24 protein-coding genes are annotated in these 23,355 nt (G+C 66.8%); 11 read left to right on the plus strand and 13 right to left on the minus strand.

Annotated elements, in window-relative coordinates:
* Positions 1-25: 25 nt before the first annotated feature.
* The 4 genes from N415_RS07465 to N415_RS07480 form a co-directional block, all read right to left on the minus strand.
* Positions 26-1,171 (minus strand): thiolase family protein, encoded by a 1,146-nt coding sequence (locus N415_RS07465; protein WP_068179010.1) that lies wholly within the window; start codon positions 1,169-1,171, stop codon positions 26-28.
* On the minus strand, positions 1,164-1,979 hold the full coding sequence (locus N415_RS07470; RefSeq protein ID WP_068179012.1) for an enoyl-CoA hydratase-related protein: 816 nt from the start codon (positions 1,977-1,979) through the stop codon (positions 1,164-1,166). Before N415_RS07470 ends, N415_RS07465 begins: the two co-directional genes overlap by 8 nt.
* The gene (locus N415_RS07475; RefSeq protein ID WP_068107463.1) at positions 1,976-3,142 is read right to left on the minus strand and encodes an acyl-CoA dehydrogenase family protein; all 1,167 of its coding nucleotides are present in this window, start codon (positions 3,140-3,142) and stop codon (positions 1,976-1,978) included. Before N415_RS07475 ends, N415_RS07470 begins: the two co-directional genes overlap by 4 nt.
* Positions 3,143-3,256: 114 nt before the next feature.
* Complete coding sequence (locus N415_RS07480) at positions 3,257-4,555, minus strand: amidohydrolase family protein (protein ID WP_068179015.1); 1,299 nt, start codon at positions 4,553-4,555, stop codon at positions 3,257-3,259.
* Between the two features lie 281 nt (positions 4,556-4,836).
* Here N415_RS07480 and N415_RS07485 point away from each other — a divergent pair, with 281 nt between their 5' ends.
* Genes N415_RS07485 through N415_RS07520 form a run of 8 tightly spaced genes read left to right on the plus strand, consistent with a single transcriptional unit; the run spans position 4,837 to position 10,792 of the window.
* Positions 4,837-5,370, plus strand: a complete 534-nt coding sequence (locus N415_RS07485) for a carboxymuconolactone decarboxylase family protein (RefSeq protein ID WP_068179016.1) — start codon at positions 4,837-4,839, stop codon at positions 5,368-5,370.
* A gap of 4 nt (positions 5,371-5,374) precedes the next feature.
* The gene (locus tag N415_RS07490; protein ID WP_068179019.1) at positions 5,375-6,652 is read left to right on the plus strand and encodes an aromatic ring-hydroxylating dioxygenase subunit alpha; all 1,278 of its coding nucleotides are present in this window, start codon (positions 5,375-5,377) and stop codon (positions 6,650-6,652) included.
* On the plus strand, positions 6,636-6,959 hold the full coding sequence (locus tag N415_RS07495) for a hypothetical protein (RefSeq protein WP_068179022.1): 324 nt from the start codon (positions 6,636-6,638) through the stop codon (positions 6,957-6,959). Before N415_RS07490 ends, N415_RS07495 begins: the two co-directional genes overlap by 17 nt.
* A 3-nt stretch (positions 6,960-6,962) precedes the next feature.
* Positions 6,963-8,177: an amidohydrolase family protein gene (locus N415_RS07500; RefSeq protein ID WP_068179024.1), complete on the plus strand. Its 1,215-nt coding sequence runs from the start codon at positions 6,963-6,965 to the stop codon at positions 8,175-8,177.
* On the plus strand, positions 8,161-8,583 hold the full coding sequence (locus N415_RS07505) for a nuclear transport factor 2 family protein (RefSeq protein ID WP_068179026.1): 423 nt from the start codon (positions 8,161-8,163) through the stop codon (positions 8,581-8,583). The genes N415_RS07500 and N415_RS07505 overlap by 17 nt, the downstream gene beginning before the upstream one ends.
* Entirely contained in the window at positions 8,580-9,677 is a 1,098-nt protein-coding gene (locus tag N415_RS07510) for an acyl-CoA dehydrogenase family protein (RefSeq protein ID WP_068179029.1), read from the plus strand. The genes N415_RS07505 and N415_RS07510 overlap by 4 nt, the downstream gene beginning before the upstream one ends.
* Before the next feature lie 51 nt (positions 9,678-9,728).
* Positions 9,729-10,475 (plus strand): acyl-CoA dehydrogenase family protein, encoded by a 747-nt coding sequence (locus N415_RS07515; RefSeq protein WP_081665119.1) that lies wholly within the window; start codon positions 9,729-9,731, stop codon positions 10,473-10,475.
* Between the two features lie 53 nt (positions 10,476-10,528).
* The gene (locus N415_RS07520) at positions 10,529-10,792 is read left to right on the plus strand and encodes a DUF4190 domain-containing protein (protein ID WP_068179036.1); all 264 of its coding nucleotides are present in this window, start codon (positions 10,529-10,531) and stop codon (positions 10,790-10,792) included.
* Here the strand turns inward: N415_RS07520 and N415_RS07525 are convergent.
* Positions 10,789-11,964, minus strand: coding sequence for an acyl-CoA dehydrogenase family protein (locus tag N415_RS07525; RefSeq protein WP_068179039.1), 1,176 nt, complete (start codon positions 11,962-11,964; stop codon positions 10,789-10,791). The two genes, N415_RS07520 and N415_RS07525, sit on opposite strands and share 4 nt — an antisense overlap.
* A 219-nt stretch (positions 11,965-12,183) precedes the next feature.
* Here N415_RS07525 and N415_RS07530 point away from each other — a divergent pair, with 219 nt between their 5' ends.
* The 3 genes from N415_RS07530 to N415_RS07540 all read left to right on the plus strand — a co-directional run bounded on the left by N415_RS07530 (position 12,184) and on the right by N415_RS07540 (position 14,703).
* A complete protein-coding gene (locus N415_RS07530; RefSeq protein ID WP_068179042.1) occupies positions 12,184-12,834 on the plus strand; it encodes a TetR/AcrR family transcriptional regulator in 651 nt (216 codons plus the stop codon).
* 172 nt (positions 12,835-13,006) lie between these two features.
* On the plus strand, positions 13,007-13,858 hold the full coding sequence (locus N415_RS07535; RefSeq protein WP_068179045.1) for a mycofactocin-coupled SDR family oxidoreductase: 852 nt from the start codon (positions 13,007-13,009) through the stop codon (positions 13,856-13,858).
* Between the two features lie 8 nt (positions 13,859-13,866).
* A complete protein-coding gene (locus tag N415_RS07540) occupies positions 13,867-14,703 on the plus strand; it encodes an SDR family NAD(P)-dependent oxidoreductase (protein WP_068179048.1) in 837 nt (278 codons plus the stop codon).
* On the opposite strand, the gene N415_RS07545 is transcribed toward N415_RS07540, so the two are convergent.
* The 8 genes from N415_RS07545 to N415_RS07580 all read right to left on the minus strand — a co-directional run bounded on the left by N415_RS07545 (position 14,636) and on the right by N415_RS07580 (position 23,314).
* On the minus strand, positions 14,636-15,106 hold the full coding sequence (locus N415_RS07545; RefSeq protein WP_068179053.1) for a hypothetical protein: 471 nt from the start codon (positions 15,104-15,106) through the stop codon (positions 14,636-14,638). The two genes, N415_RS07540 and N415_RS07545, sit on opposite strands and share 68 nt — an antisense overlap.
* 59 nt (positions 15,107-15,165) lie before the next feature.
* Positions 15,166-17,595 (minus strand): CoA transferase, encoded by a 2,430-nt coding sequence (locus tag N415_RS07550; RefSeq protein ID WP_068179407.1) that lies wholly within the window; start codon positions 17,593-17,595, stop codon positions 15,166-15,168.
* Positions 17,592-18,710 carry a M24 family metallopeptidase gene (locus tag N415_RS07555; protein WP_068179055.1) on the minus strand — a complete coding sequence of 373 codons (1,119 nt, stop codon included), beginning with the start codon at positions 18,708-18,710 and terminating at the stop codon, positions 17,592-17,594. Before N415_RS07555 ends, N415_RS07550 begins: the two co-directional genes overlap by 4 nt.
* Positions 18,700-19,941 (minus strand): Xaa-Pro peptidase family protein, encoded by a 1,242-nt coding sequence (locus tag N415_RS07560; protein WP_068179061.1) that lies wholly within the window; start codon positions 19,939-19,941, stop codon positions 18,700-18,702. Before N415_RS07560 ends, N415_RS07555 begins: the two co-directional genes overlap by 11 nt.
* Before the next feature lie 10 nt (positions 19,942-19,951).
* A complete protein-coding gene (locus N415_RS07565; RefSeq protein ID WP_193376418.1) occupies positions 19,952-21,013 on the minus strand; it encodes an amidohydrolase family protein in 1,062 nt (353 codons plus the stop codon).
* Between the two features lie 160 nt (positions 21,014-21,173).
* Positions 21,174-22,427 (minus strand): cytochrome P450, encoded by a 1,254-nt coding sequence (locus N415_RS07570; protein ID WP_068179069.1) that lies wholly within the window; start codon positions 22,425-22,427, stop codon positions 21,174-21,176.
* Between the two features lies 1 nt (position 22,428).
* Positions 22,429-22,623, minus strand: coding sequence for a ferredoxin (locus N415_RS07575; protein ID WP_066936812.1), 195 nt, complete (start codon positions 22,621-22,623; stop codon positions 22,429-22,431).
* A 10-nt stretch (positions 22,624-22,633) separates the two neighbouring features.
* Entirely contained in the window at positions 22,634-23,314 is a 681-nt protein-coding gene (locus N415_RS07580; RefSeq protein ID WP_068179072.1) for a TetR family transcriptional regulator, read from the minus strand.
* Positions 23,315-23,355: the final 41 nt, after the last annotated feature.

Raw genomic sequence — 23,355 nt, forward strand, 5'->3', positions numbered from 1 at the left:
ATCGGGGCCGCTCTTTCGGCGAGTGTTACGAGACGAGCTCGACCAGGGTGGCGTTGGCAGTGCCGCCGCCCTCGCACATCGTTTGCAGGCCGTACCGGATGCCGTTGTCACGCATGTGGTGGGCCATCCGCGTCATCAGCACCGCGCCGGACGCACCCAGCGGGTGCCCGAGTGCGATGGCGCCGCCCAGCGGATTCAGCCGGCTCGGGTCCGCTCCGGTTTCCGCGAGCCACGCCAGGGGGACCGGTGCGAACGCCTCGTTGACTTCGAAGACCCCCACGTCCGCCAGCGAGACGCCGGCCTTGGTCAGCACCTTCTCGGTCGCCGGGATGGGTCCGGTGAGCATGAGGACCGGGTCGGCACCCGTGACGGCGCCGGCCCGGTAGCGCAACAGCGGCGTCAAACCCAGTTCGACGGCCATCTCCGCCGTGGTCACCAACAGCGCCGCCGCCCCGTCGGAGATCTGCGAGGAGTTGCCCGCATGGATGACGCCGTCGTCGACGAACGCGGGCTTGAGTCCCGCCAATTTCTCGACGGTGGTGCCGCGGCGCACCCCCTCGTCGGCGACGACGGTCGCGTCATCGGTGAACACCGGAACGATCTGATCGGCAAAGGCCCCGCTGTCTTGGGCGGCGGCCGCCCGCTCGTGCGACTGGACCGAGTACTCGTCCAGCTGGCCGCGCGAAAATCCCCACTTCTTGGCGATCATCTCCGCCGACAGGCCCTGGTTGAACGAGAAATCATCATAGCGCTCAAGGACTTTCGGGCCGTACGGCATTCCCGACGCGCGGGCCGCGCCCAGCGGAACGCGGCTCATCACCTCCACGCCGCCGGCCACGACGACGTCCTGCTGACCCGACATCACCGCCTGCACGGCGAAATCGAGCGCCTGCTGACTGGAACCGCACGCCCGGTTGACCGTCGTCCCGGGGATGGTTTCGGGCCAGCCGGCGGCCAGGACCGAGTAGCGCCCGATGTTGCTGGACTGGTCGCCGACCTGGGACACGCATCCCCAGACCACGTCGTCGACGATCTCCGGCCCCACGCCGGCGCGGTCCAGCAACTCGTTGAGGACGACCGCGGACAGGTCCGCGGGATGCATGCCGGACAAACCCCCGTTGCGCTTTCCTACCGCCGTCCGTACCGCCTCGACGATGACCGTCTCACGCATCTTTTTCTCCATCAGTTTTCGATAACGCCCACCGACCAGTAAACGACGGCTCGCGTCGTTCGGCGAAGGCGGCATACGCGTCCGCCGCGTCCGCCGTCGCGAAGTTGCCAATTTGTGCGCGCGCCTCGTTGGCCAGCGCGTCGCGCATCGTGCGATCGGCGCCCTCGTTCAGCAGGGCCTTCGTTTGTGCGAGCGCGAACGGCGGACCGGACGCGAGCCGGTCGGCGAGATCTCGGACGAAGGCGTCGATCTCGGTGGCGGACACCACCCAGGTCACCAGGTTGAGGGCCTGCGCCTCGGCCGCATCGATGGTCTCCGCGAGCAGCGCGAGACGCTTGGCCTGCTGCAGCCCAACGAGTTTCGGCAGCAGCCAGGAACCGCCCAGGTCGATGGAGAGGCCGCGCTTGGAAAAGATCTGGCAGAAGGTGGATTCCGGTGTCGCGACCACCAGATCGCAGCCCAGCGCCAGGTTCCATCCCGCCCCCACCGCGACGCCGGTCACTTGTGCGACGGTGGGAATCGGGAGCTCGTGCAAGGCCAGGGCCACGTCCGTCAGGCGCTGCAGCTTGTATTTCGGATGAACGTCATCGGGCACCGAGATGTCGGCGCCCGAGCAGAAGCTGCCGCCGGCACCGGTGATGACCAGCGCACGCACGCCGCGGTCGCGCCCGGCCTCGTCGAGGGCGTCCCGCAACGCGATCCATAGCGCGGGATCGATCGCGTTCTTGCGACGCGGACGATTGAGGGTCAGGGTCCGCACGCCGCCGCGGTCATCGACGAGCAGCGCGGGATCGTCGGGCGTGGTCAATAGCTCCTCGGCAATTTCAGTACGTTCGATCCCAGGAAATTCAAAATCATCTCCTGGCTGACCGGCGCGATCTTCATCAGCCGAGCCTCACGGAAGTAGCGCGTGATGTGGTACTCCTCCGCGTAACCCATGCCGCCGTGGGTCTGCAACGCCCGGTCCGCGGCGGTGAAGCCCGCGTCCGCGCACAGGTATTTGGCGGTATTGGCTTCTCGCCCACAGGGTTTGCCGTTGTCGTAGAGCCAGGTCGCCTTGCGCAGCATCAGCTCGGCCGCGTCGAGGCGGGCCAGCGAATCGGCGAGCGGGAACTGCAGTCCCTGGTTCATGCCGATGGGCCGGCCGAAGACCTCGCGCTCGTTGCCGTACTTCACCGCCTTGTCCAGCGCCACCCGTCCGATGCCGAGCGCCTCGGCCGCGATCAGCATCCGTTCGGGATTCAGGCCGTCCAGGATGTACTGGAAACCCTTGCCTTCCTCGCCGATTCGGTCCTCGACGGGCACTTCGAGATTGTCGATGAACAACTCGTTGGAGCTGACGGCGTTGCGGCCCATCTTGCGGATGGGGCGGATGTCGACCCGGCTGCGATCGAGATCGGTGATGAACAGCGTCATCCCGTCGGTCTTCTTGGCGACCTCGTCATAGCTTTGCGTCCGGGTCAGCAGCAGGATCTTGTCGGACTCCATCGCCTTCGAGATCCACACCTTGCGGCCGTTGACGATGTAGCGGTCGCCGTCGCGTTTGGCGAAGGTGGTGATGCGCGAGGTGTCCAGCCCCGCACCGGGTTCGGTCACGCCGAAGCAGACGTGCACCTCGCCCGTCGCAACCTTGGGCAACGTGCGCGCCTTGAGTTCGTCGGAACCGTGCACGACCACCGGTTGCATGCCGAAGATCGACAGGTGGATGGAGCTCGCCGCATTCATGGCGCCGCCGGATTTCGCCACCTCTTCGAGCAGGATGGTGGCTTCGGTGATCCCCAGACCGTGGCCGCCGTACTCGGTCGGAATCGTCATGCCGAGCCAGCCGCCGTCGGCTATGGCCCGGTAGAACTCGGTCGGAAACTCGTGCGCCTGGTCCTTTTCCATCCAGTACTGGTCGTCGAACTTCCGGGCCAGCTCGGCGACCGACCGGCGGATCAGCTCCTGGTCATCGGTCAGCTCGAAATTCATTCCACCGCCGGACACTTCTGGGTCTCCTTTTCATCGCGAGCAGACGCAAAGTCGCACAATTACGGCCCAGACAATGCGATTTTGCGTCTGCTCGCGGGGACCGCGCCTGGCGCCTCAGTCCGTGTTGCCGGTAAGGGACTTGGCGTTGGCCGCGAACTCCGCGAAGGACGAGCCGCCTCGGGAGTCCTTGGCGTGGCCCGCCGCCTTGATGGAGACGTCGTGCCCTTCGGCGGCCTTGCGCAGCGCACCCACGGTCGCCTGTTCGCGCGAGATATGCGTGAACGGGTCGAACGAGTACCACCGCATCGCGTTCTCGTACGTCATCTTGTTGATTTCGTCGTCGGGAACATTGTTGAGGGACAACACATCCCAGAGTTCCTCGGGCGCGCCCGGCCACATCGAGTCGCTGTGCGGGTAGTCGGCTTCCCAGCAGATGTTGTCGATGCCGATCATGTTGCGCAGCGCCACGCCGACCTTGTCGCTGATGAAGCAGGTCAGGAAGTGGTCGCGGAAAACCTCGCTGGGCAGCTTGCCGCCGAAGTTCTGGTGGGTCCAGGCGGAGTGCATCTCATAGGTCCGGTCCGCACGCTCCAGGAAGTAGGGGATCCAGCCGGTTCCGCCCTCGGACAGCGCGATCTTCAGGTCCGGGTATTCCTTGATGGGCCGCGACCACAACAGGTCGGCGGCGGCCTGCACGATGTTCATCGGCTGCAGCGTGATCATCACGTCCATCGGCGCATCCGGCGCAGTGATGGCCAACCGGCCGGACGACCCGATGTGCACGTTCATCACGGTGTCGGTGTCCACCAACGCTTTCCACAGCGGGTTCCAGTACTCGTCGTGGAAGCTGGGATAGCCCATCGCGGCCGGGTTCTCGGTGAAGGTCAGCGCGTGCACGCCTTTCTTCGACACCCGGCGCACCTCGGCGGCGCACGCCTCGGCATCCCAGATCACGGGGATCGCCATCGGGATGAACCGGGCCGGGTAGGCGCCGCACCACTCGTCGATGTGCCAGTCGTTGTAGGCCTGCACCAAAGCGATCGAGAAGTCGTGATCCTCGGTGACGAACAGGCGCCCCGCGAAGCCCGGGAAGGACGGGAAGCAGATCGATGCCAGGATGCCGCCGGCGTTCATGTCCTTGACGCGCTCGTCGACGTTGTAACAACCCGGCCGGATCTCGTCGAGCCCCGTCGGCTCGATGCCGTACTCCTCCTTCGGCCGGCCGGCGACCGCGTTGAGCGCCACGTTGGGGATGACCGTGTCGCGGAACTTCCACATGTCCGAGCCGTCGGGGTTGTGGACCAACCGGGGCGCGTCGTCGATGTACTTCTTCGCCAGGTGATTCTTGAACATGTCCGGCGGCTCGACGGTGTGGTCGTCAACGCTGATCAGGATCATGTCTTCTTTGTTCATGGCCAGTCCTCTCCAAGTCTGATCCAGCTGAGCGATTCGGACGCGCCGCTCCCGCACAGCATCGGCGAATGATCGCCCGGCGCCAAGATCACTATTTTGAAAACTATCTTCTCGCGAAGCGAGAATCAACATCCAGCAACCTTCGCGGGCCCGGCCAGCGCGGATCCCGGCCGTCGGCATTGACCAACCGACCGAATCATGCAACTCTATTGGTTAGAAATGAGAATATGATTCTCCTGGATCGAGAGTTACCCGCGAGAACGCCGAGAGGAGACGCGCGCATGCGCCTGCCGCCGCTGCCCGCGGACCAGTGGGACGAGGCTGTCGAGCAGTCGCTTTCCGGCATGCTTCCCCCGGAACGGCGAAACCCCCGGGACGCCGGCACGCTCATGTCGACGCTGGCGCGCCACCCGAAGCTGGCCCGGGCGTATCTGCGGTTCGGCGGGTACTTGCTGCTCGATTCCTCCCTACCCGCGCGCATCCGCGAGCAAGCCATCCTGCGCGTCGCCCATCGATGCGACTGCGCCTACGAGTGGTCCCACCACGTGGACATCGCAAAGAAGGTCGGACTGTCCGAAGCGGAGATCGCCGCCGCCAAGACCGGCGAGACGGACGACGAGTTCGATCGCGCCGTCTTCGCCGCCGTCGACGAACTCGACGAGAAGTCAAACGTCTCGGACCAGACGTGGGCCAGCCTCAGCGAGCGGCTCGACGAACGTCAGCGCATGGACTTTGTCTTCACCGTCGGCGGTTACATCGCGCTCGCGATGGCCATCAACACTTTTGGCGTCCAGCTCGAGAACGAGAAAGGTTAGAGCCTTGCCCCACTTCCCGAAACCAGCTGCCGGAAGCTGGACAGAAAACTACCCGGAGCTCGGCACCGCGCCGGTCGATTACACCGATTCCATCGACCCGGCGTTCTTCGAGGCCGAACGTGACGCGGTCTTCAAGAGGACCTGGCTCAACGTCGGCCGTGTGGAGCGGCTGCCGCGCACCGGCAGCTACTTCACCAAGGAGCTGCCCTCGGCGGGCAAGGGCACGTCGGTGATTATCGTCAAGACCAAGGAAGGAGCCGTCAAGGCGTTCCACAACGTCTGCCGGCACCGCGGAAACAAGCTGGTGTGGAACGACTTTCCGCACGAGGAGACCTCGGGCACGTGCCGGCAGTTCACCTGCAAATACCACGCCTGGCGCTACAGCCTGGACGGCGACCTGACCTTCGTCCAACAGGAAGACGAGTTCTTCGGCCTCGACAAGAGCCAATACGGCCTGGCGCCCGTCCGGTGCGAGGTGTGGGAAGGCTTCATCTTCATCAACTTCGACGACAACGCCGCGCCGCTCACGGACTACCTCGGGCCGCTGGCCAAGAGCATCGAGGGCTACCCCTTCGGCGAGATGACCGAGACCTACTCGTACCGGGCCGAGGTCGGCAGCAACTGGAAGCTGTTCATCGACGCGTTCGTCGAGTTCTACCACGCGCCGATCCTGCACCAGGGGCAGTACACCAAGGAAGAAGCCGCCAAGATCCAGAAGTACGGCTACGAGGCGCTGCACTACGAGTTGGCCGGCCCGCACAACCTGCAATCGACCTGGGGTGGTCAGGCGCCGCCGCCGGACATGTCGATGGTCAAGCCGATGGACCAGGTATTGCGCAGCGGTTTGTTCGGCCCCTGGGACAAGCCGGAGATCATCGAGAACCTCGAGCTGCCACCGGGTGTCAACGTGAAGCGAGTGCCGCAGTGGGGCATCGACTCGTGGCTCTTCTACCCGAACTTCATGCTGCTGATCTGGGAGCCGGGCTGGTTTTTGACCTACCACTATTGGCCGACCGCCGTCGACAAGCACACCTTCGAGTGCACGTTGTATTTCGTCCCGCCGCGCAACGCGCGGGAACGCCTCGCCCAGGAGCTGGCCGCCGTAACCTTCAAGGAGTACGCGCTGCAGGACGCCAACACCCTGGAGGCGACCCAGACCATGATCGGCACCCGGGCCGTCAAAGAATTCCTGCTGTGCGACCAGGAGGTCCTGATCCGTCATCTGCACAAGACGACCGGCGACTTTGTAAAGGAGTACCAGCGCAATGGCGCTACCGTCTGAATTTGCCGACCTGGTGCCCTATTTGGACTGGGATCTGGCCACCGAGCCGGAACGCTACGCCAAGCGGCTGGCCTCGACGATGCCCGAGATGCAGGCGTTCTACGATGTCGCCTTCCCGCGCCTCAACGACGCCATCGCCTACTGCGACAAATTTCCACTGGACGATCTGCCCGACGACGCAAAAAGTCTCATGCACATCATGCAATCGCTCGTGATGGTGTCGTTTCCGATCGAGGCATGGAAGCAGCCGCGGGTGCCCGACAGCGGCGCGGCCTGGGTGGAGTGCATCCGGGAACCGGTGATCTAACCGGTGTTGACGCTCAAGGCCGCCGGGCTGCTTGACGTCGACGCCGGCGAAATCGTCTCCCCCGGCGTCGTCCGGATCGAGGGCGACCGGATCGCGAGGGTGGGCGGTGAACCCGAGGGTGAGCTCATCGACCTCGGCGACCGGATCCTGCTGCCCGGGCTGATGGACATGGAGGTCAACCTCTTGATGGGCGGGCGCGGGGAGAAACCCGGCCTGTCCCAAGTTCAGGACGACCCGCCGACCCGGGTGCTGCGCGCGGTCGGCAACGCCCGCCGCACGTTGCGCGCCGGCTTCACCACGGTGCGAAACCTCGGGTTGTTCGTCAAGACCGGCGGTTACCTGCTCGACGTCGCGCTTGGCAAGGCCATCGATGCGGGCTGGATCGAGGGGCCGAGGGTGGTGCCGGCCGGCCACGCCATCACCCCGACCGGCGGTCACCTGGATCCGACGATGTTCGCCGCCTTCGCCCCCCACGTGCTCGATCTGACCGTCGAAGAGGGCATCGCCAACGGGATCGACGAAATCCGTCGGGCGGTGCGCTACCAGATCAAACACGGCGCCGAGCTGATCAAGGTCTGTTGCTCGGGCGGAGTGATGTCGCTGACGGGACCGCCTGGCGCTCAACATTATTCGGACGAGGAACTCTGCGCGATCGTCGACGAGGCACACCGGCGCGGGCTGCGCGTCGCCGCGCACACGCACGGGGCAGACGCGGTCAAGCATGCCGTCGCGGCCGGCATCGACTGCATCGAGCACGGCTTCCTGATCGACGACGAGGCGATCGCGACCATGGTCGAGCACGGCACGTTCCTGGTTTCCACCCGGCGCCTGGCGGAGGGCATGGACGTCTCGCACGCCCCGCCCGAGCTGCAGGCCAAGGCCGCGGAGATGTTCCCGAGGTCACGCACCTCGATCCTGGCCGCCCACCAGGCCGGTGTGAAGATCGCCGTCGGCACCGACGCCCCCGCGATACCGCACGGCAAGAACGCCGATGAGCTTGTCACCCTTGTGGAATGGGGCCTGCCGCCGCTGGCGGTGCTGCGCGCGGCCACGGTGACCGCGGCCGAGCTGATCAACTCGACCGACCGGGGCCGGCTGGTGCGGGGCCAGCTCGCCGATATCATCGCGGTACCCGGAAACCCGTTGGAAGACATCACCGTTACCCAGCACGTCAGCTTCGTCATGAAAGGCGGCAAGGTCTATGCCAACCAGAACTGACGATCTGGTCGAGATTCAGCAGCTGCTCGCCCGCTACGCGGTGACCATCACCCAGGGCGACATCGAGGGACTGATCGGCGTCTTCACCCCGGACGGAACCTATAGCGCGTTCGGCGACACCTATCGGCTGGACAGGTTCCCCGAGCTGGTCGCCGCGGCGCCAAAGGGCTTGTTTCTCACCGGAACCGCCCTGGTCGACGACATCGACGGCGATTCGGCCAGCGGCACGCAGCCGCTGTGTTTCATCGAGCACGCCACCCATGACATGAGGATCGGCTACTACCGCGACACCTACGCCCGCACCGCCGACGGGTGGCGGCTGAAGACAAGGGCGATGACCTTCATCCGACGCAGCGGCGTCCACGACTCCGGGCGCCCACACGCCGTCGGCCGTCCGCAGCCGTGAATGTCGAGGAGTTCCGGGCGGGCCTGTGCGCGTGGCTCGACGACAATGATCTGACCCCGGGACCCGATCACTCGCTGCGGGGCCATATGCAGCAATTCGCCCGCGTCAGCCGTGCGTTGTACGACGCCGATTGGATGCGCTACGGCTGGCCCGTCGAGGTCGGCGGCCTGGGTGGGCCCGCGGTGCTGCGCGCGATCGTCGGCGAGGAAGTGGTGGGCCGGCGGCTGGCCGAGCCCGGCCCGTACTCGATGCTCGAAGTGCTCGCTCCCACGATGATCGATTACGCGCCCGCCGAACTCGCCGCCGAAATGGTGCCGCGACTGCTCAGCGGCCGCGAGCATTGGTGCCAAGGCTTTTCCGAGCCCGGGTCCGGCAGCGACTTGGCGTCGCTGTCCACCCGCGCCACCCCGGACGGCGACAACTGGATCGTCAACGGCCAGAAGGTCTGGACCAGCTTCGCGCAGTTCTCCACCCGCTGCGTCCTGCTCACCCGCACCGCGCCGGTGCAGCCCTCTCATGACGGAATCACGGCGTTCTTCGTCGACCTGGACACCCCGGGCATCACCATCCGGCCGCTTCGCACGATGCACGGGGTCGACGAGTTCTGCGAGGTCTACTACGACGACGTGGTGATCCCGTCAAGCCGCATGCTCGGCCGACCCGGAGACGGCTGGCGACTCGCGATGGACCTGCTGCCCTATGAACGCTCCGCCTGCTTCTGGCAGCGGATCGCCTACCTCTACTCGCGCTTCGACGAGCTCATTGCCGAAGCGCGGGAACCCGACGAATCCGCTTTGGGCTCGGCCTATCTCGCGCTGCACACGCTGCGCTGCCGATCCCGCGACACCCAGCACCGATTGCGCGACGGCGCGCGACTGGGACCGGACACCTCCATCGACAAAGTGCTACTGGCCACCGCCGAGCAACGGCTCTACGACACCGTCCGTGACCTGTTGCCAGGGACGCTGGAGCTCGATGACACGCCGTGGCGCTCGGAGTACCTGTACTCGCGAGCGGCCACCATCTATGGCGGAACCGCCGAGATCCAGCGCAACATCATCGCCCGCCGGCTGCTCGACCTCGGGAAGGAGTGAATCGTGGACGCCGACGCGCTGCAGCTGCTGGCCGACTCCCTGCGCACCACCATGACCGCCGCGAGTGGGGCCAAGCTCGACGCGGCGCTGGCAGATCTCGGCTGGCACGACATGCTCGATGAGATACCCGAGGTCGCAATACCTTTGGTGTTCCGGCTGCTCGGCGAGACCGGTGCGCACGCCCCGGTGCTCAACGATGTGGTGCTGCGAGCCACCGGGCGCGGGGACCGCGGAACCGTGCCCCTGCCGTTCGCCGGGGAGGCCTGGGTGGTGTGGGAGCGCGACGACCGGGCCACCCCGACGCTGGACGGGCTGCCGATACGCCGTGTGCCGCAGGGCGATCCGGTTCCGCTCGCCGCGGGACGGCGGGCGGTGGGCTGGTGGCTGGTCGGCAGCAGCCGGGCGATGCTGTCGCTGGCGCGCCAGCATGCCGTGGACCGCGTTCAGTTCGGTCGGCGCATCAGCTCGTTTCAGGCGATCCGGCACCGGTTGGCCGAAACGCTCGTCGCGATCGAGGGCGCCGAGGCGACCCTGCATGCCGCCGCGCAGCCGGATGACGCCGACGGCCTGGCGTCCCTGCTGGCCAAGGCCGCGGCCGGTCAGGCGGCGCTCACCGCCGCACGCCACTGCCAACAGGTGCTGGGCGGCATCGGCTTCACCGCCGAGCACCAGCTGCACCACCACGTCAAGCGGTCGTTGGTCTTGGACGGGCTGCTGGGCAGCGCGCGGGAGTTGACCCGGGAGGCCGGGACGACGTTGCGGGCCAAGGGCTTCGCGCCGCGGCTGGCGCAGCTGTAACGCGTGGCGGGGCCGGCGCGTAAACTCGGCAGGCCACCAAGAGATCGGACGCAATGACCCAACCCGATGTACCCCGGAACGAGGTCGGCGTCGCTTCGTTGCTCGTGGGCATCGTCGCGCTCCTCACCTGCTGGCTGCTCATCGGGGTGCCCTTCGGCATAGCGGCGGTGATAACCGGCGACGTCGCCCGTAGACGAGTGCAGCGCGGCGAGGCCAGCAACCCCCGAATTGCCCTGGCGGGCATGGTGTTAGGGGCTATCGCGATTGCCGCGGGGCTGGCGGCGATCGGTTACTACGCCTGGTTGGACGCGCGCTAGTTGCGCGGCAGGCCGAGCACCCGCTCGGCGATGATGTTGCGCTGAATTTCGGAGGTGCCGCCGGCGATGGTCGCGGCGAAGCTGCGCGCGTAGCGGTCGAACCAACTGCGGTAGTGGCTGTCGAGGTTCAGCGGGGCGAACGGGGCGGTCACCGCGTGGTAGACGAGTCCCTCGGCGCCCGCAGCGTTCAGCGCGTCCTCGGCGGCGCGCTGCAACGCCTCCGAACCGAGCAGCTTGAGCACCGACTGGGCCGGCACGTCCTCCTCCCCGCGAGCGGCGCGCGCCAGGGCCGCCGAGCCCAGCAGCCGCAGCGCGTAGGAATCCATCACCAGGGTGGCGTAGCGGTCCCGCTCCAGCGCCCCGGACGGACTGAAATCGACGGTCAGCTCGTGCAACAGGTCGACATACCCCATCCACAGCATGATCCGTTCGTGTCCCAGCGAACCGGTTGCCACCCGCCAGCCCTCATCGAGCTTGCCGACGAGATTCTCGGCCGGCACCCGCGCATCGGTGAAAAACACCTCGTTGAAGTCGATTTCATCGCCGTCGCACATCGACGCGAACGGGCGGCGCACCACGCCCGGGGTGTCGGTCGGGATCATCAGCGCGCTGATGCCCTTGTGTTTCGGCTTGCCCGGATCGGTGCGCACGAACGCCAACAGCACGTCGGCGTCGTGAGCGCCGGACGTCCACACCTTCTGCCCGTTGACCACGAAGTGGTCGCCGTCAAGCACCGCCCGCGTTTTGAGCGAGGCCAGGTCCGAACCCGCGCCCGGTTCGCTCATCCCCAACGACGCGGTGATCTCGGCCCGCAGAATCGGCACCGCCCATCGCCGCTTTTGCTCCGGGGTGCCAAAGGACAGCAACGACGCCGCGATGATGCCCACGCCCTGCGGATTGAAACTCTGATAGATGCGCCGGCGCCCCAATTCCTCCAAATACACGTATTGCTGCAAAAGCGTGGCGTTGCGACCACCGAATTCCGGTGGATTGCCGGGCAGCAGCCATCCGCTGTCGAACAACAGCCGCTGCCAGCGCCGGGCCCACTCCGGGATGTGCGAACTCGACCGGGGGCGCTCGACCGCCTCGGCCTCGGACGGAAGATGCGCGTCCAGGAAGGCCACGAACTCGGCGCGGAACGCCTCGACGTCGGCATCAAAGCTCAGTTGCACAGCACTCCTGTGAAAGGCGGTTTCCGGATTCTCGGGGACGGCGTGGTTCGCTCTTGCGATTAAGCTTCCATACACACGTGTAAGAGAATACTATTCTCGTCGTGAGAAAGTTACAATCTCCGACACGGCGTCCATAGGGGGTCGAGCACACCGATGGCACGGCGTTCTCCGGTAGAGTCCAATCATGTTCTCCCCACGCGGCAATCGTCTGAGCCGACCGTGACAAGCCCGAGCGAAGAGCCGGCCTGGAAGCAGCGCGCCGTCGAACGGTCGATCAAGACCGCGAAATTGCGTGCGGCACAGCGAGTTCAGCGGTTCCTCGACGCGGCACAGGCGATCATCATCGAGAAGGGCAGCACCGACTTTACCGTCCAGGAGGTCGTCGACCGGTCCCGGCAGTCGTTGCGGAGCTTCTACCTGCAGTTCGACGGCAAGCACGAGCTTCTGCTCGCCCTGTTCGAAGACGCCCTGAGCCGGTCCGCCGACCAGATCCGCGCCGCCACCGAAAGCCAGACCGACGCGCTGGAGCGCCTCAAGGTCGCCGTCGAGCTGCTCTACGAGGCGTCGCGCCCCGACCCGACGGCCAAGCGGCCGCTGTTCACCGACTTTGCGCCCCGTTTGCTGGTGACGCATCCTGCCGAGGTCAAGGTCGCCCACGCCCCCCTGCTGGCGTTGCTGACCGAGCTCATGGAGGCCGCCGCCGACGCCGGCAAGCTGCGGGCCGAGGTCAACCCGAAGCGGATGGCCGCCATGACCATGCAGACCGTCATGTTCATCGCCCAATCCAGCGGCGGCTCCGACGACGCGACGATCCATCCCATCACCGCCGACGAGGTGTGGGACTTCTGCTCACGCGGATTCGTCGGCTAGCGCGCCCGGTCGCCCCCTTAGAGAGCTGAGCAAATAGCGCACGCCATTGCCAGCGGAGAATGATGTTCTCTAATATCTAGAATCAGAATGCACCGAAACGGATCCGCCGTTGACGCCCGCCGGGCATGCCGGCTGTTCTGCGCCGAGCCACCGAGGAAATGAGGTAGGAGCAATGACTGGACGTGTCGAAGGCAAGGTCGCCTTCATCACCGGGGCGGCGCGCGGTCAGGGCCGCAGCCACGCGGTGCGATTGGCGCAGGAGGGCGCCGACATCATCGCCGTCGACATCTGCAAACCCATCCGCGAGGGCCAAGCGGAGGGCTCGGCGATCCCGGCGTCGACCCCGGAGGACCTGGCCGAGACGGCCGACCTCGTCAAGGGGCACAACCGCCGGATCGTCACCGCCGAGGTCGACGTGCGCGACTATGCCGCACTGAAAGCCGCCGTCGACAGCGGAGTGGAGCAGCTGGGCCGGCTGGACATCATCGTCGCCAACGCCGGCATCGGCAATGGCGGTGAGACGCTGGACAAAACCAGCGAAGAGGACTGGACGGAAATGATCGACGTCAACCTGTCCGGGGTGTGGAAAACGGTGAAGGCCGGCGTCCCGCACATCCTGGCCGGCGGACGAGGCGGATCGATCATCTTGACCAGCTCGGTCGGGGGGCTCAAGGCGTACCCGCACACCGGGCACTACGTCGCCGCCAAGCACGGCGTGGTGGGGTTGATGCGCGCGTTCGGAGTCGAGTTGGGGCAACACATGATTCGCGTCAACTCGGTGCATCCCACGCACGTGAGCACGGCGATGATCATGAACGAGGGCACGTGGCGGATGTTCCGGCCGGACCTCGAGAACCCCGGGCCCGACGACATGGCGCCGATCTGCCAGATGTTCCACACGCTGCCGGTCCCGTGGGTGGACCCGATCGACATCAGCAACGCTGTGCTGTTCTTCGCCTCCGACGAGTCTCGCTACGTCACCGGCGTGACCCTGCCGATCGATGCGGGTAGCTGTCTGAAATAGTCCGTCCTATGGACGGATTTGAAGGACGCGCCGCTGTCGTGACCGGTGGGGCGAGTGGCATCGGACTGGCCACCGCCACCGAGTTTGCCCGCCGCGGGGCCCGCCTCGTGCTCGCCGACGTCGACCAGCCCGCGCTGGAACACGCCGTCTCGCACTTGCGCGGCGAGGGGTTCGATGCGCACGGCGTGACGTGCGACGTGCGGCATCTCGAGGAGATGGTTCACCTCGCGGACGAAGCGTTTCGCCTGCTCGGCCAGGTTGACGTCCTCTTCAGCAACGCCGGCATCGTGGTCGCGGGTCCGATCGCGCAGATGACGCACGAGGACTGGCGCTGGGTGATCGACATCGACCTATGGGGATCCATCCACGCCGTCGAAGCGTTCCTGCCGCGGCTGCTCGAGCAGGGCACCGGGGGCCACATCGCATTCACCGCGTCGTTCGCCGGACTGGTCCCCAACGCGGGCCTCGGGGCGTATGGCGTGGCCAAGTACGGCGTTGTGGCCCTGGCCGAAACGCTGGCCCGCGAGGTCAAGGACAACGGCATCGGCGTTTCGGTGCTGTGCCCGATGGTGGTCGAAACCAAGTTGGTGTCCAACTCGGAACGAATCCGCGGCGCGGATTACGGCCTGGCGTCGACGCCCGACGTGACGGGGTCGCTCGGGCCGCTGCCGGCGCAGGACCAGACGCTGGGTGTCGACGACGTGGCGCGGCTGACCGCCGACGCGATCCTGGCCAATCGTTTGTACGTGCTGCCACACGAGGCGGCGCGCGCCTCGGTCAAGCGTCGATTCGACCGCATTGATCGCACTTTTGACGAGCAGGCCGCCGAGGGCTGGGCGCACTAGCGGTTCGCACCGGAGTGAACAGCGCAGCGGCGGCTACGACGAGCAGCGGCAACAGGATTCCGTTCAGCGTCGCGTCCCGGGTGTTGTACATCTGCAGCATCGACAGGTGATAGAGGCAGTGCAGCGTGTTGAAGACGAGCCAGGCGACCGCCGTGACCCGGACCAGGGTTTGGTTGGCGACCAGGACAACGGTCACCGCGGTCAGCGCGGTCAGCGCCAAAAACATTGCCCCGACGTCCTTGACGAAGTGCTCGTTGTACGGGCCGAGTTGCGGGAGCCAGCTCATGCCGAAACCGGGAAAGCTGTCATACCAGTGCCGCGGCGCCGCGTAGGCCCACCCGCCCGTGACGGCGCCGCCGGCGCCCAGCAGAACCAATGTGCCTCGATGAAGTAGTGCGTCCATACCCTCTAGACGCCGCGGCAGCCGGATGTGTGACGCCGGCCGGGACATTGGCCGGCGGTCTACATCGCGGGTGCGCTGCCGATGACCCCGTCGGCTTCCAGGTCCGCGATCTCCGCCGGGGTCAGGCCCAGCGCGGTGAGCACCTCATGGTTGTGTTGCCCGAGGGTGGGCGCGGGAGTCGTGTGGAAGCGCCCGGGCCCTCCGGAGAATCTCATGGGCACGGTGCTGAGCCTGGCCCGGCCGTTCAGCGGGTCGTCGACCTCCTCGAAGAAGTCGCGAAATGAAAGCTGCTGCAGCTCCGTTTGGCGGTGCGGCTGCATCACCTTGGCCACCGGCACGCCGGCATCCCACAGGACGGTGACGATCTCGTCGCTGCTGCGCGGCTCGCACCACGCGGCGAGCCGCTCATCGATCAGGTCCTGACAAGCGCGCCGCCCGGCGTATGTCGACAGCTTGGGATCGGTTGCCCAGGACGGCGATCCGAGCGCAGCGCACAGCCGCTCCCATTGGTCGTCGGTTTGCACCGCGATGGCCACCCAGCAGTCGGACCGGCCGAATTCGTCGATGTCGGCACTGCGGTAAAGGTTTTGCGGCGCCGCCGTCGGTCCGCGGTTGCCGGCGCGCTGCAGCAGCGCCCCGTAGGCGGTGTACTCGACGACCTGTTCGGCGGAAATGCTCAGCGCCGCATCGACCATCGAGGCCTCGACCAGCAGCCCCTGCCCGGTGCGGCGCCTGTACTCCAGCGCCAGCAGGAGGGCGTTGAGGGCGTGCACACCGGCGTTCGGGTCACCGATCGAGTACGGCTCGTATGGCGGGCGGTCGGGGTAGCCGGTGAGCCAACTCAGGCCGGACGCCGATTCGATGGCGTAGGCGAACGCCGGGTTGTCGCGCCACGGCCCGTCGAGCCCGAATCCGGGCATTCGCAGCATCACCGCGTCGGCCCGAACCGCTTGAACCGCCGCAAAATCCAGCCCGATCTGGTCCAGCACCCGAGGGGTGAAGTTCTCCACGATCACGTCGCATGTCGCAATGAGCCGCAGTAGGACCTCCCGGCCTTTCGGACGCTGCAGGTCCAGCGCCAGGTCCCTCTTGTTGGTGTTCAGCGCCGCGAAGATCGGCGACTTGTCCCACCACTGCTTTTCGGTGCTCGGAATTCCGGCGATGAGCCGAGTGCCGTCGGGCCGACGAGCGGACTCGACGTGGATGACTTCGGCGCCGAGCATGGAAAGAAAGTGAGTGCAGCAGGGCCCGGCCCAGAAGGTGGTCATGTCCACGACCCGAAGTCCGCTGAACGGCAATGGCTTCGGCGACCGGGAGGTCACCGGCGCGGGTCGTGGGGTCAGGGCCGCGGCCCGGTACCGCGCGGTGTGCTCGCCCAACCGCGGCGCGGCCGCCGGCCGGCGTAGCGTCGCGGGGTGCATCCGGTAGGGGTGGCTTGGCTGGTGGAAGTCGCCGCGCGGGTTGCGCACGAAGGATCCGCGCTCGACGAATGGTTCCATCGACTCGATGTTGGCGCCGTTGGCGACGGGCGCGTTGGGTATCCGGAACGCCGTCGCGAGTTCGCGGATCTCGTCGACCAGGTTGGCCTCGACCCAGGCGTAGATGTCTTCGGCGTGGACGTTGGCCTGCTCCGTGATGGTCAGCGGCGATTCCTCGTCGATCCACTCCGGGTGGCCGACCATCGCGCACAGGTCGAACCACTGCTGCGCGGTCCCGCAGCCGAGGTCGACCAGGCCGTCCTTCGCCTGCGCCACGCCCGGCACCGTGAGGCGCCTCGCGTCTCGCCAGGGCCGGCCGAGCATCTCGAAGTAGGTCACCGGATAGTAAGTCAGACAGAGGATCTGGGTCTCCAGCATCGACAGGTCGATGATCTCGCCGGATCCCGCCGAGCCTTCGCGACGCAATCGCGACGCCAGGGTCGCGGCGCTGGCGTACGCGCCGGCCATGTACTCCCCGACCTGTCCGCCGACGAAGACGGGTGCCCGTTCGGGCAACCCGCGGCCCAGCCCGACGATCCCGCCCGACCATGCCTGCAGCGTGAATTCGGTCGCCGGCCGGTCTCGCCAGGGACCCCGCAAGCCGAACGGCGTGATCGACGTGACGATCAGGTGTGGGTGCGCCCGATGGATCGCGTCGGGCGTGAACCGTGGGTGTTCGGCCACCCGCGACCCCCGAGACCACACCACCGCGTCCGCCGCGGCCAGCAACCGGGTGACCAGCTCGACGTCGTCGCCGGCCGCCGGGTCGGCGACGACACTGTGCTTCGACCCGGACAGGAAGGTGAATAGCGCCCCATCGGTGTCGGCCGGGATGGACGCGCCCGACGACGACCACCGCCGCAGCGGATCGCCTTCCGGCGCTTCGACTTTGACGACATCGGCGCCGCCGTCGGCGAGCAGCTTCGTGCAGTAGGCGCCGGCTATTCCGGTGGAGAGGTCGACCACCGTGCAGCCGGCCAAGGGTGATTCGGCCCTCGGTTGCTCACTCATGCCCGCCATGACGGGCTCGAGGTCAGGACCTCGGGCCCGTCGGCGGTGATCAACACCGCCTCGCGCCCGAACACCGCACCGACGCCCTGCTCCCACACGTAGCCCGTCACGGCCAAAACCATTCCCGGTTCGAGTCGTTCGTCCGCCGCGGTGTGCGGCAGGTGCTTCGACACAACCGGCGGGTCGAAGCCCAGCCCCAACCCCCGGGCCACCGGCATCGGGGGCGCCGGTTCCCCGGCGGCCTCGTAGGCCGCCAGCAATTCGGCGGCCGCGGCGCCGGGCCGGCAGGCGTCGATCAGCCTCGCCCACAGGTAGCCCCAGCGCCGATACAGGTCGGCGGCGCCTGCGGCGTCCCCCGCCGGCCAGGTGCGCCCGACCTCGCCCATGTAGCCGCCGGCCAGCACGCCGGCCGAAAATGCCACCAGATCGCCGTCTTTCACGCGGCCGTCGCCGCTGACCCGCCGCCACGAGTGGTCGCGCGAGGTGATCCAGGCGAATTCCTGATTGGACGGTGTGCTCACGCCCCCGGCCGCCATGGCCTCCAGCACGACGCCGGCCAATGTCTGCTCGCGGACGCCGGGGTGCAACTCGGCCACCGCGGCGGCCAGGCCGGACTCGGCCACCGCACAGGCTTCGCGCAGCGCGACGATCTCCTCGGCGGTTTTCACCCGCCGGGCGGCGCGCATCGCCAGCTCGCCGTCGACCAGCTCGGCATTGGGAAATGCGGTTGGCAAGAGTTGCGCGAAAGCCGGTGAGAGCGCGTCGGTTCCGACGCGCCGCGCCGTGGCCGCACCGTCGATGCTTCGCAACGCCGACATCGTGTTGGCGGGGTTCCACGAGATGCCGTAAAGATTCTCGTGGGGAATGTCCTCCGGGACACCCTCGTCCCATGTGCTGAGCAAGTGGATGGCGCCCGTCTCGCGGACCAGCACGCAGGACGGGCCGAAGGGCCGGGTACCGGCGACCCACAGCTGCGGGGTGCCGGTGACGTAGCGGGTGTTGGCCTGACGACCCAACACCAGCACATCGAGGTCGTGTGCCGCCATCTGGTCGAGGGCGCGCTGACGGCGACCCGATCGCAGCGCCCGCTCATCGGGCAGAACGTCAACGGACATGGGAGCCGTAAGGGGCATAGGGGTAGTCGGTCAATCGAGTCGAGCCTTCCTCGGTTATCACCACGACTTCTTCGCTGCGGTAGCCACCGGTACCGTCCTCCCAGACCACCGGCTCGAGCACCAGCACCATCCCCGACTGCAGAACGAAGTTGTCGTCGAACTCCTGACCGAGATCCGTCCCGATCATGGGCATTTCGGCCGCGTTGACGCCAATCCCGTGGCCGAGGTAGAAATGCGGCAGCCAGGGCCGGGTGCCGTCGTTGGCCGCGATGGCGGCCCTGCCCAGATCGCCGGCGGTGGCACCGGCACGAGCCACGGCCTCGACGGCCGTCATGATGTTCTGCCACCTCTCGAATTGCGCCTGCTGGCGAGGCGTCGGCTCACGACCGACGATCCAGGTGCGGCCGAAATCCGAGCAGTAGCCGTGGTAGGTGATGCTGACGTCGGTCCACAGGACGTCCCCCTCGGCCAGTTCGCGCTCGGTGCTCAGCAGCGGCAGCGCCAGGTCGCCGTGCGTCGTCCAGACTCCTTCGGCCTTGCTCGGCGGCATCACCTGCCAGATCGGCTCGAGCATGCTGGCCATGGCGCCCAACTCGAAGGCCCGCCGCAAAAAGCTTGCGGACAGGTCGGTCTGGCGGACGCCGGGGGCAAGGGCCTTGTGAACGTCGATCATCGCCTCGTCGGTGATCCGCACGGCGGTGCGGATGCAGGCCAGTTCGTCCGGGGTTTTGACCACCTTCGCGGCGCTGACGATGGGCGCCGCGTCGGCGGGCCTGCCGTTGGGAAACAACGACTTCGCGGCACGTGACATCGCGCCGGTGCACTCGTCGACCGCGATCACGGCCCCGGCAGGTATCAGATCGGCCAATCGACGAGCGAAATCGCCGACGCCCTCGTCGAATTCGAGGTAGACCGGTCCGTGCAGATGGTCGGCGGGAAGCTCCGACTCGTGCGCGACGCCCTCACGGAACGGCAGGAACAGGTGCGGCCACTCGTCGTCGCCGAGCACCACGGCCACCGGCCGCTCGACGTAGGACAGACCCGCATCACCCAGCGGCCAACTGGTTCCGGTGGCGTACACCACCGCGTTGTTGCCCAACAGGACCATCGCGTCGACACCGCGTTCCGCCATGGCCGTGCGCAACCGCGCGCCGGTCTCGCGACGCATCCGGGCCAAATCCGGGGTCTCGGGGAGCACCAGGCCGGCGTCCGACTGTGCCAGCGTCGTCATTACGCCACCCCTACAGGCCCAGGAATTTGGTGATGTTGCCGCTGACGATCCGCGCCGCGTTCTCCGGTCCGACGGCCTCGACGACCGCGGCCAGTGACTTCTCCGAGTAGCCGTAGGTGCTTTCGTTGTGGGGGTAGTCGCTGGACCACATGACCTTGTCGATGCCGATCTTGTCGATCAGCTCCAGGCCCAGGGGGTCCACCATGAACGAGGCGCTCATGTGGTTGTCCCAGTAGTAGCGCACGTCGTGCTGCAGCGGCCGGTTGAACATGTGCTGATACGAGGCCACCAGGTGCTCGGCGTCTTGCAGGGCCCAGGGCACCCATGAGATTCCGCCCTCGAACCACCCGATCCGCAGGCTCGGGTGGTCGTCGAGGATGCCGCCGAAGATGTACTTGGAGAACGTCTCCCGGAACCCGTCGATGTTGATCATCATCCCGACGACGACGCTGTTGAACTCGCACGGGCTCTTCGGCGGGGTTTCGCCGATGTGATGGGTGATCGGCAGGCCCGACACCTCGATCTCGTCCCAGACGGCGCGCATGGACGTGCTCGAGTAATCGATGGGGTTGCCGTCGTCGTCCTTGCCGGGGTTCAGCGGCATCAGGAACGTCTTGATTCCCAACGACTTGAGTTCGTCCAGCGTCTTGCGCGTGCCCTTCGGGTCCCACCAGTTGATCAGGCCGGCGCCGTAGAAGTGGCCGCTCGAGCGTTCCTGGAGTTCGGCGATGTACTCGTTGTAGATGCGGAACGTGAGTTCGCGAAGTTGCTTGTCCGGGTAGTGGAAAAGCGCGAGCACCGCGTTGGGGAATGCCAGTTCCTTGTCGACGCCGTCGTCGTGCAGCTCCTGGATCCGGGCCTCGATATTGGTGCTCGCGGCGCCGGGCAGGTCGTCGTACTGCATGAGCACCGCGCTGAAGTCGCCGGGGAGGAATGATTGTCCCTTTCGCCCGACCTGGTAGGCGCCGTCCTCGTACCAGATTCGCGGGGCCTTCTCCTTGAACTCGTCGGGGAAGCGTTGATAGAAGATGTCGTCGGCCAGGGAGATGTGGTTGTCCGCGGAGAACACCACGGTGCCCTCCGGCAGGCCGACGTTGACCCCGCCGGCGTGCCCGCGGCGATCCTTCGGTGCGCCAAAGCCTTGGGGCGGGTATAGCGACGGGGCGCTGGTCTGTGTCGTCATCGTTGACTCTCCGTTCGGATCGGCACTTCGGGCTGCTTGGAAAAAGATTTCACCAGGTGACCGGCAATTCGTACACGCCGTAGGCGAGCCGGTCCTCCTTGAACGGCACTTCCTCGAACGGGATCGCCAGCGCCAGCGTGGGGATGCGGCGGAACAACGTCCGGTAGACGATCTGCAGCTCCGCCCGGGCCAGCTGTTGTCCCACGCACTGGTGCCTGCCATAACCGAACGCGACATTGCGATCGGCCCCGGACCGGTGCAGGTACAGTCGATCCGGCTCGGTGAAGACGTGCGAATCCCAGTTCGCCGGGGCCAGGTCGATGATGATGCCTTCACCGGCGCGGATGACCTCTCCGGCAATGCTGATGTCTTCCAGGGCCACCCGGCGCTGGCCGTTCTGGATGATGCTGAGGTAACGCAACAGCTCCTCGACCGCATTGGCGACGATTTTGGGGTCATCGGCGTCGCGGATGACGGCCAACTGGTCGGGATTTTCCAGTAGCGCAAGCACGCCGAGCCCGATCATGTTGGCGGTCGTCTCGTGCCCCGCGATCAGCAACCCGGTACCCAGCTGGGCGGCCTCTTTCACGCTCAGCTCGCCGGCCTTGACCCGCTCGGCGAGGTCGGACACCGCGTCCTCTGATTCTTTCGGAGGCTTCGCCATCCGGGCCTCGACCAACTGGGCGAGGTACTTGTTGAGGCTCATCGCGCCTTTGGCGGTGTCCTCCCCCGTCGCATATCGCGCGAGGCCGACGGTGGCGTGGTGCTGAAACATCTCCGCGTCTTCGTATGGCACCCCGAGCAGCTGGCTGATCACCAGTGACGGGACCGGCAACGCGATGGCGCTGACGATGTCGGCGGGCTTGGGTCCGGCCAGCATCGCGTCGATGTGGTCGTCGGTGATCTGCTGGATGTTGGGCCGCAATCCCTCAACCCGCTTGAAGGTGAAGGGCTTTGACAGCATGCGCCGGAACCGGGTGTGCTCCTCGCCGTCGGACGTGAAGACCGACCGCGGGCGCTTGTGCACCGTGGCCAACATGCCCGCGTTCCAGTGCGGAAACCCGGGCGCCCGGTCATCGACGCTGACCCGGGAGTCGGAAAACAGTTCCCGCACTTGGTCGTAGCCTGTGATGAGCCACGGTGTGCTGCCGTCCCAAATCCGAACCCTGGACAGCGGCTTTGCCTCGGCGAGCGCCATGACGTCGGGCGGCGGCGCGAACGGGCACGTGGCATCGCGCGCCATCGGGTAGTCGGGGATCTGCGGATCCGCTCTGGTCTCGGTGCTCGTCAGGGTGTCCGACATGTCATTCCTCGATGTGGATGGCCAGCGCGGGGCACGCCGCGGCCGCACGGCGTGCGCCCTCGGCCTGCTCGGCCGACGGATTCGGATTGAGCAACACGACAACCCCGTCGTCGTCGCGCTGGTCGAACACCTCGGGCGCGTTCATGACGCAGTTGCCCGAGGACGCGCAAATGTTCTGGTCGACAGTAACTTTCATCCGCGCGCCCCTACTCGTCCGGCGTGACCGGCGCCAGCCAGAGGCCCACGATCGCGTCGATAAGGCCGGATGCGGCGGCGCGCCACGACGATTGGTGCATGGTCGAACCCGCCGCCAGCGCGCGTTCGCGGTCAGCGCAGGTGTGCATCAACAGGTTGCGGGCCATGATGTTGCGTTCGAATCGCACCTCGGCCGGCAGGTCGGGCAGGCAACCGTTGATGCCGTCGACGACCTGCACCAGCGACGGCGAGCTGAGCGCGCCCTTGACGATGATGTTGTAGTAGGCCGGGTCGGTCATCGCCTGCGCGGCGAAGCGCGCGTACCAGGTGGGGTTTCCCAGCTCCGCCAGGTGGTCGGTGAGCGGGCGCACCAGGCAGGCCACCCAGTCCCGCATCTGCGCGACCCGCCCGTCTTTGGTGCCCGACTCCAACAGCTCGGCCACCATCTGCTCGCGCAGTTGCTCGACGGGCCCGCGGTGCTTCTGCTCGATGGCCCGGACCAGGTCCGCCTTGGTACCGAAGTGGTAGCCCACCGCCGCGTTGTTGCCCTGGCCGGCAGCCTCGCTGACCTGGCGGTTCGACACGGCGAACATGCCGTGCTCGGCGTATAGCCGCTCGGCCGCCGCCAGGATCGCCTCCTGGGTGGAGCTGGCCCGCTCGGTGCGGACGGCCCTGCCTGCGGTGGTGGTCATCCTGCTAGTCAACCTCGGCCCCCAGTTTAAGTCAAGCGCTT

Source organism: Mycobacterium sp. UM_CSW (genome assembly GCF_000455205.1).
Lineage (GTDB): Bacteria > Actinomycetota > Actinomycetes > Mycobacteriales > Mycobacteriaceae > Mycobacterium.

Coding starts and splice junctions, on each gene's coding strand:
- N415_RS07465 (WP_068179010.1), bottom strand. CDS start 1,171: ATGCGTGAGACGGTCATCGTCGAGGCGGTACGGACGGCGGTAGGAAAG.
- N415_RS07475 (WP_068107463.1), bottom strand. CDS start 3,142: ATGAATTTCGAGCTGACCGATGACCAGGAGCTGATCCGCCGGTCGGTC.
- N415_RS07570 (WP_068179069.1), bottom strand. CDS start 22,427: ATGTCGGACACCCTGACGAGCACCGAGACCAGAGCGGATCCGCAGATC.
- N415_RS07545 (WP_068179053.1), bottom strand. CDS start 15,106: ATGGACGCACTACTTCATCGAGGCACATTGGTTCTGCTGGGCGCCGGC.
- N415_RS07520 (WP_068179036.1), top strand. CDS start 10,529: ATGACCCAACCCGATGTACCCCGGAACGAGGTCGGCGTCGCTTCGTTG.
- N415_RS07560 (WP_068179061.1), bottom strand. CDS start 19,941: ATGACGACGCTGGCACAGTCGGACGCCGGCCTGGTGCTCCCCGAGACC.
- N415_RS07575 (WP_066936812.1), bottom strand. CDS start 22,623: ATGAAAGTTACTGTCGACCAGAACATTTGCGCGTCCTCGGGCAACTGC.
- N415_RS07515 (WP_081665119.1), top strand. CDS start 9,729: ATGACCGCCGCGAGTGGGGCCAAGCTCGACGCGGCGCTGGCAGATCTC.
- N415_RS07580 (WP_068179072.1), bottom strand. CDS start 23,314: ATGACCACCACCGCAGGCAGGGCCGTCCGCACCGAGCGGGCCAGCTCC.
- N415_RS07540 (WP_068179048.1), top strand. CDS start 13,867: ATGGACGGATTTGAAGGACGCGCCGCTGTCGTGACCGGTGGGGCGAGT.
- N415_RS07555 (WP_068179055.1), bottom strand. CDS start 18,710: ATGTCCGTTGACGTTCTGCCCGATGAGCGGGCGCTGCGATCGGGTCGC.
- N415_RS07505 (WP_068179026.1), top strand. CDS start 8,161: ATGCCAACCAGAACTGACGATCTGGTCGAGATTCAGCAGCTGCTCGCC.
- N415_RS07495 (WP_068179022.1), top strand. CDS start 6,636: ATGGCGCTACCGTCTGAATTTGCCGACCTGGTGCCCTATTTGGACTGG.
- N415_RS07550 (WP_068179407.1), bottom strand. CDS start 17,595: ATGAGTGAGCAACCGAGGGCCGAATCACCCTTGGCCGGCTGCACGGTG.
- N415_RS07485 (WP_068179016.1), top strand. CDS start 4,837: ATGCGCCTGCCGCCGCTGCCCGCGGACCAGTGGGACGAGGCTGTCGAG.
- N415_RS07480 (WP_068179015.1), bottom strand. CDS start 4,555: ATGAACAAAGAAGACATGATCCTGATCAGCGTTGACGACCACACCGTC.
- N415_RS07535 (WP_068179045.1), top strand. CDS start 13,007: ATGACTGGACGTGTCGAAGGCAAGGTCGCCTTCATCACCGGGGCGGCG.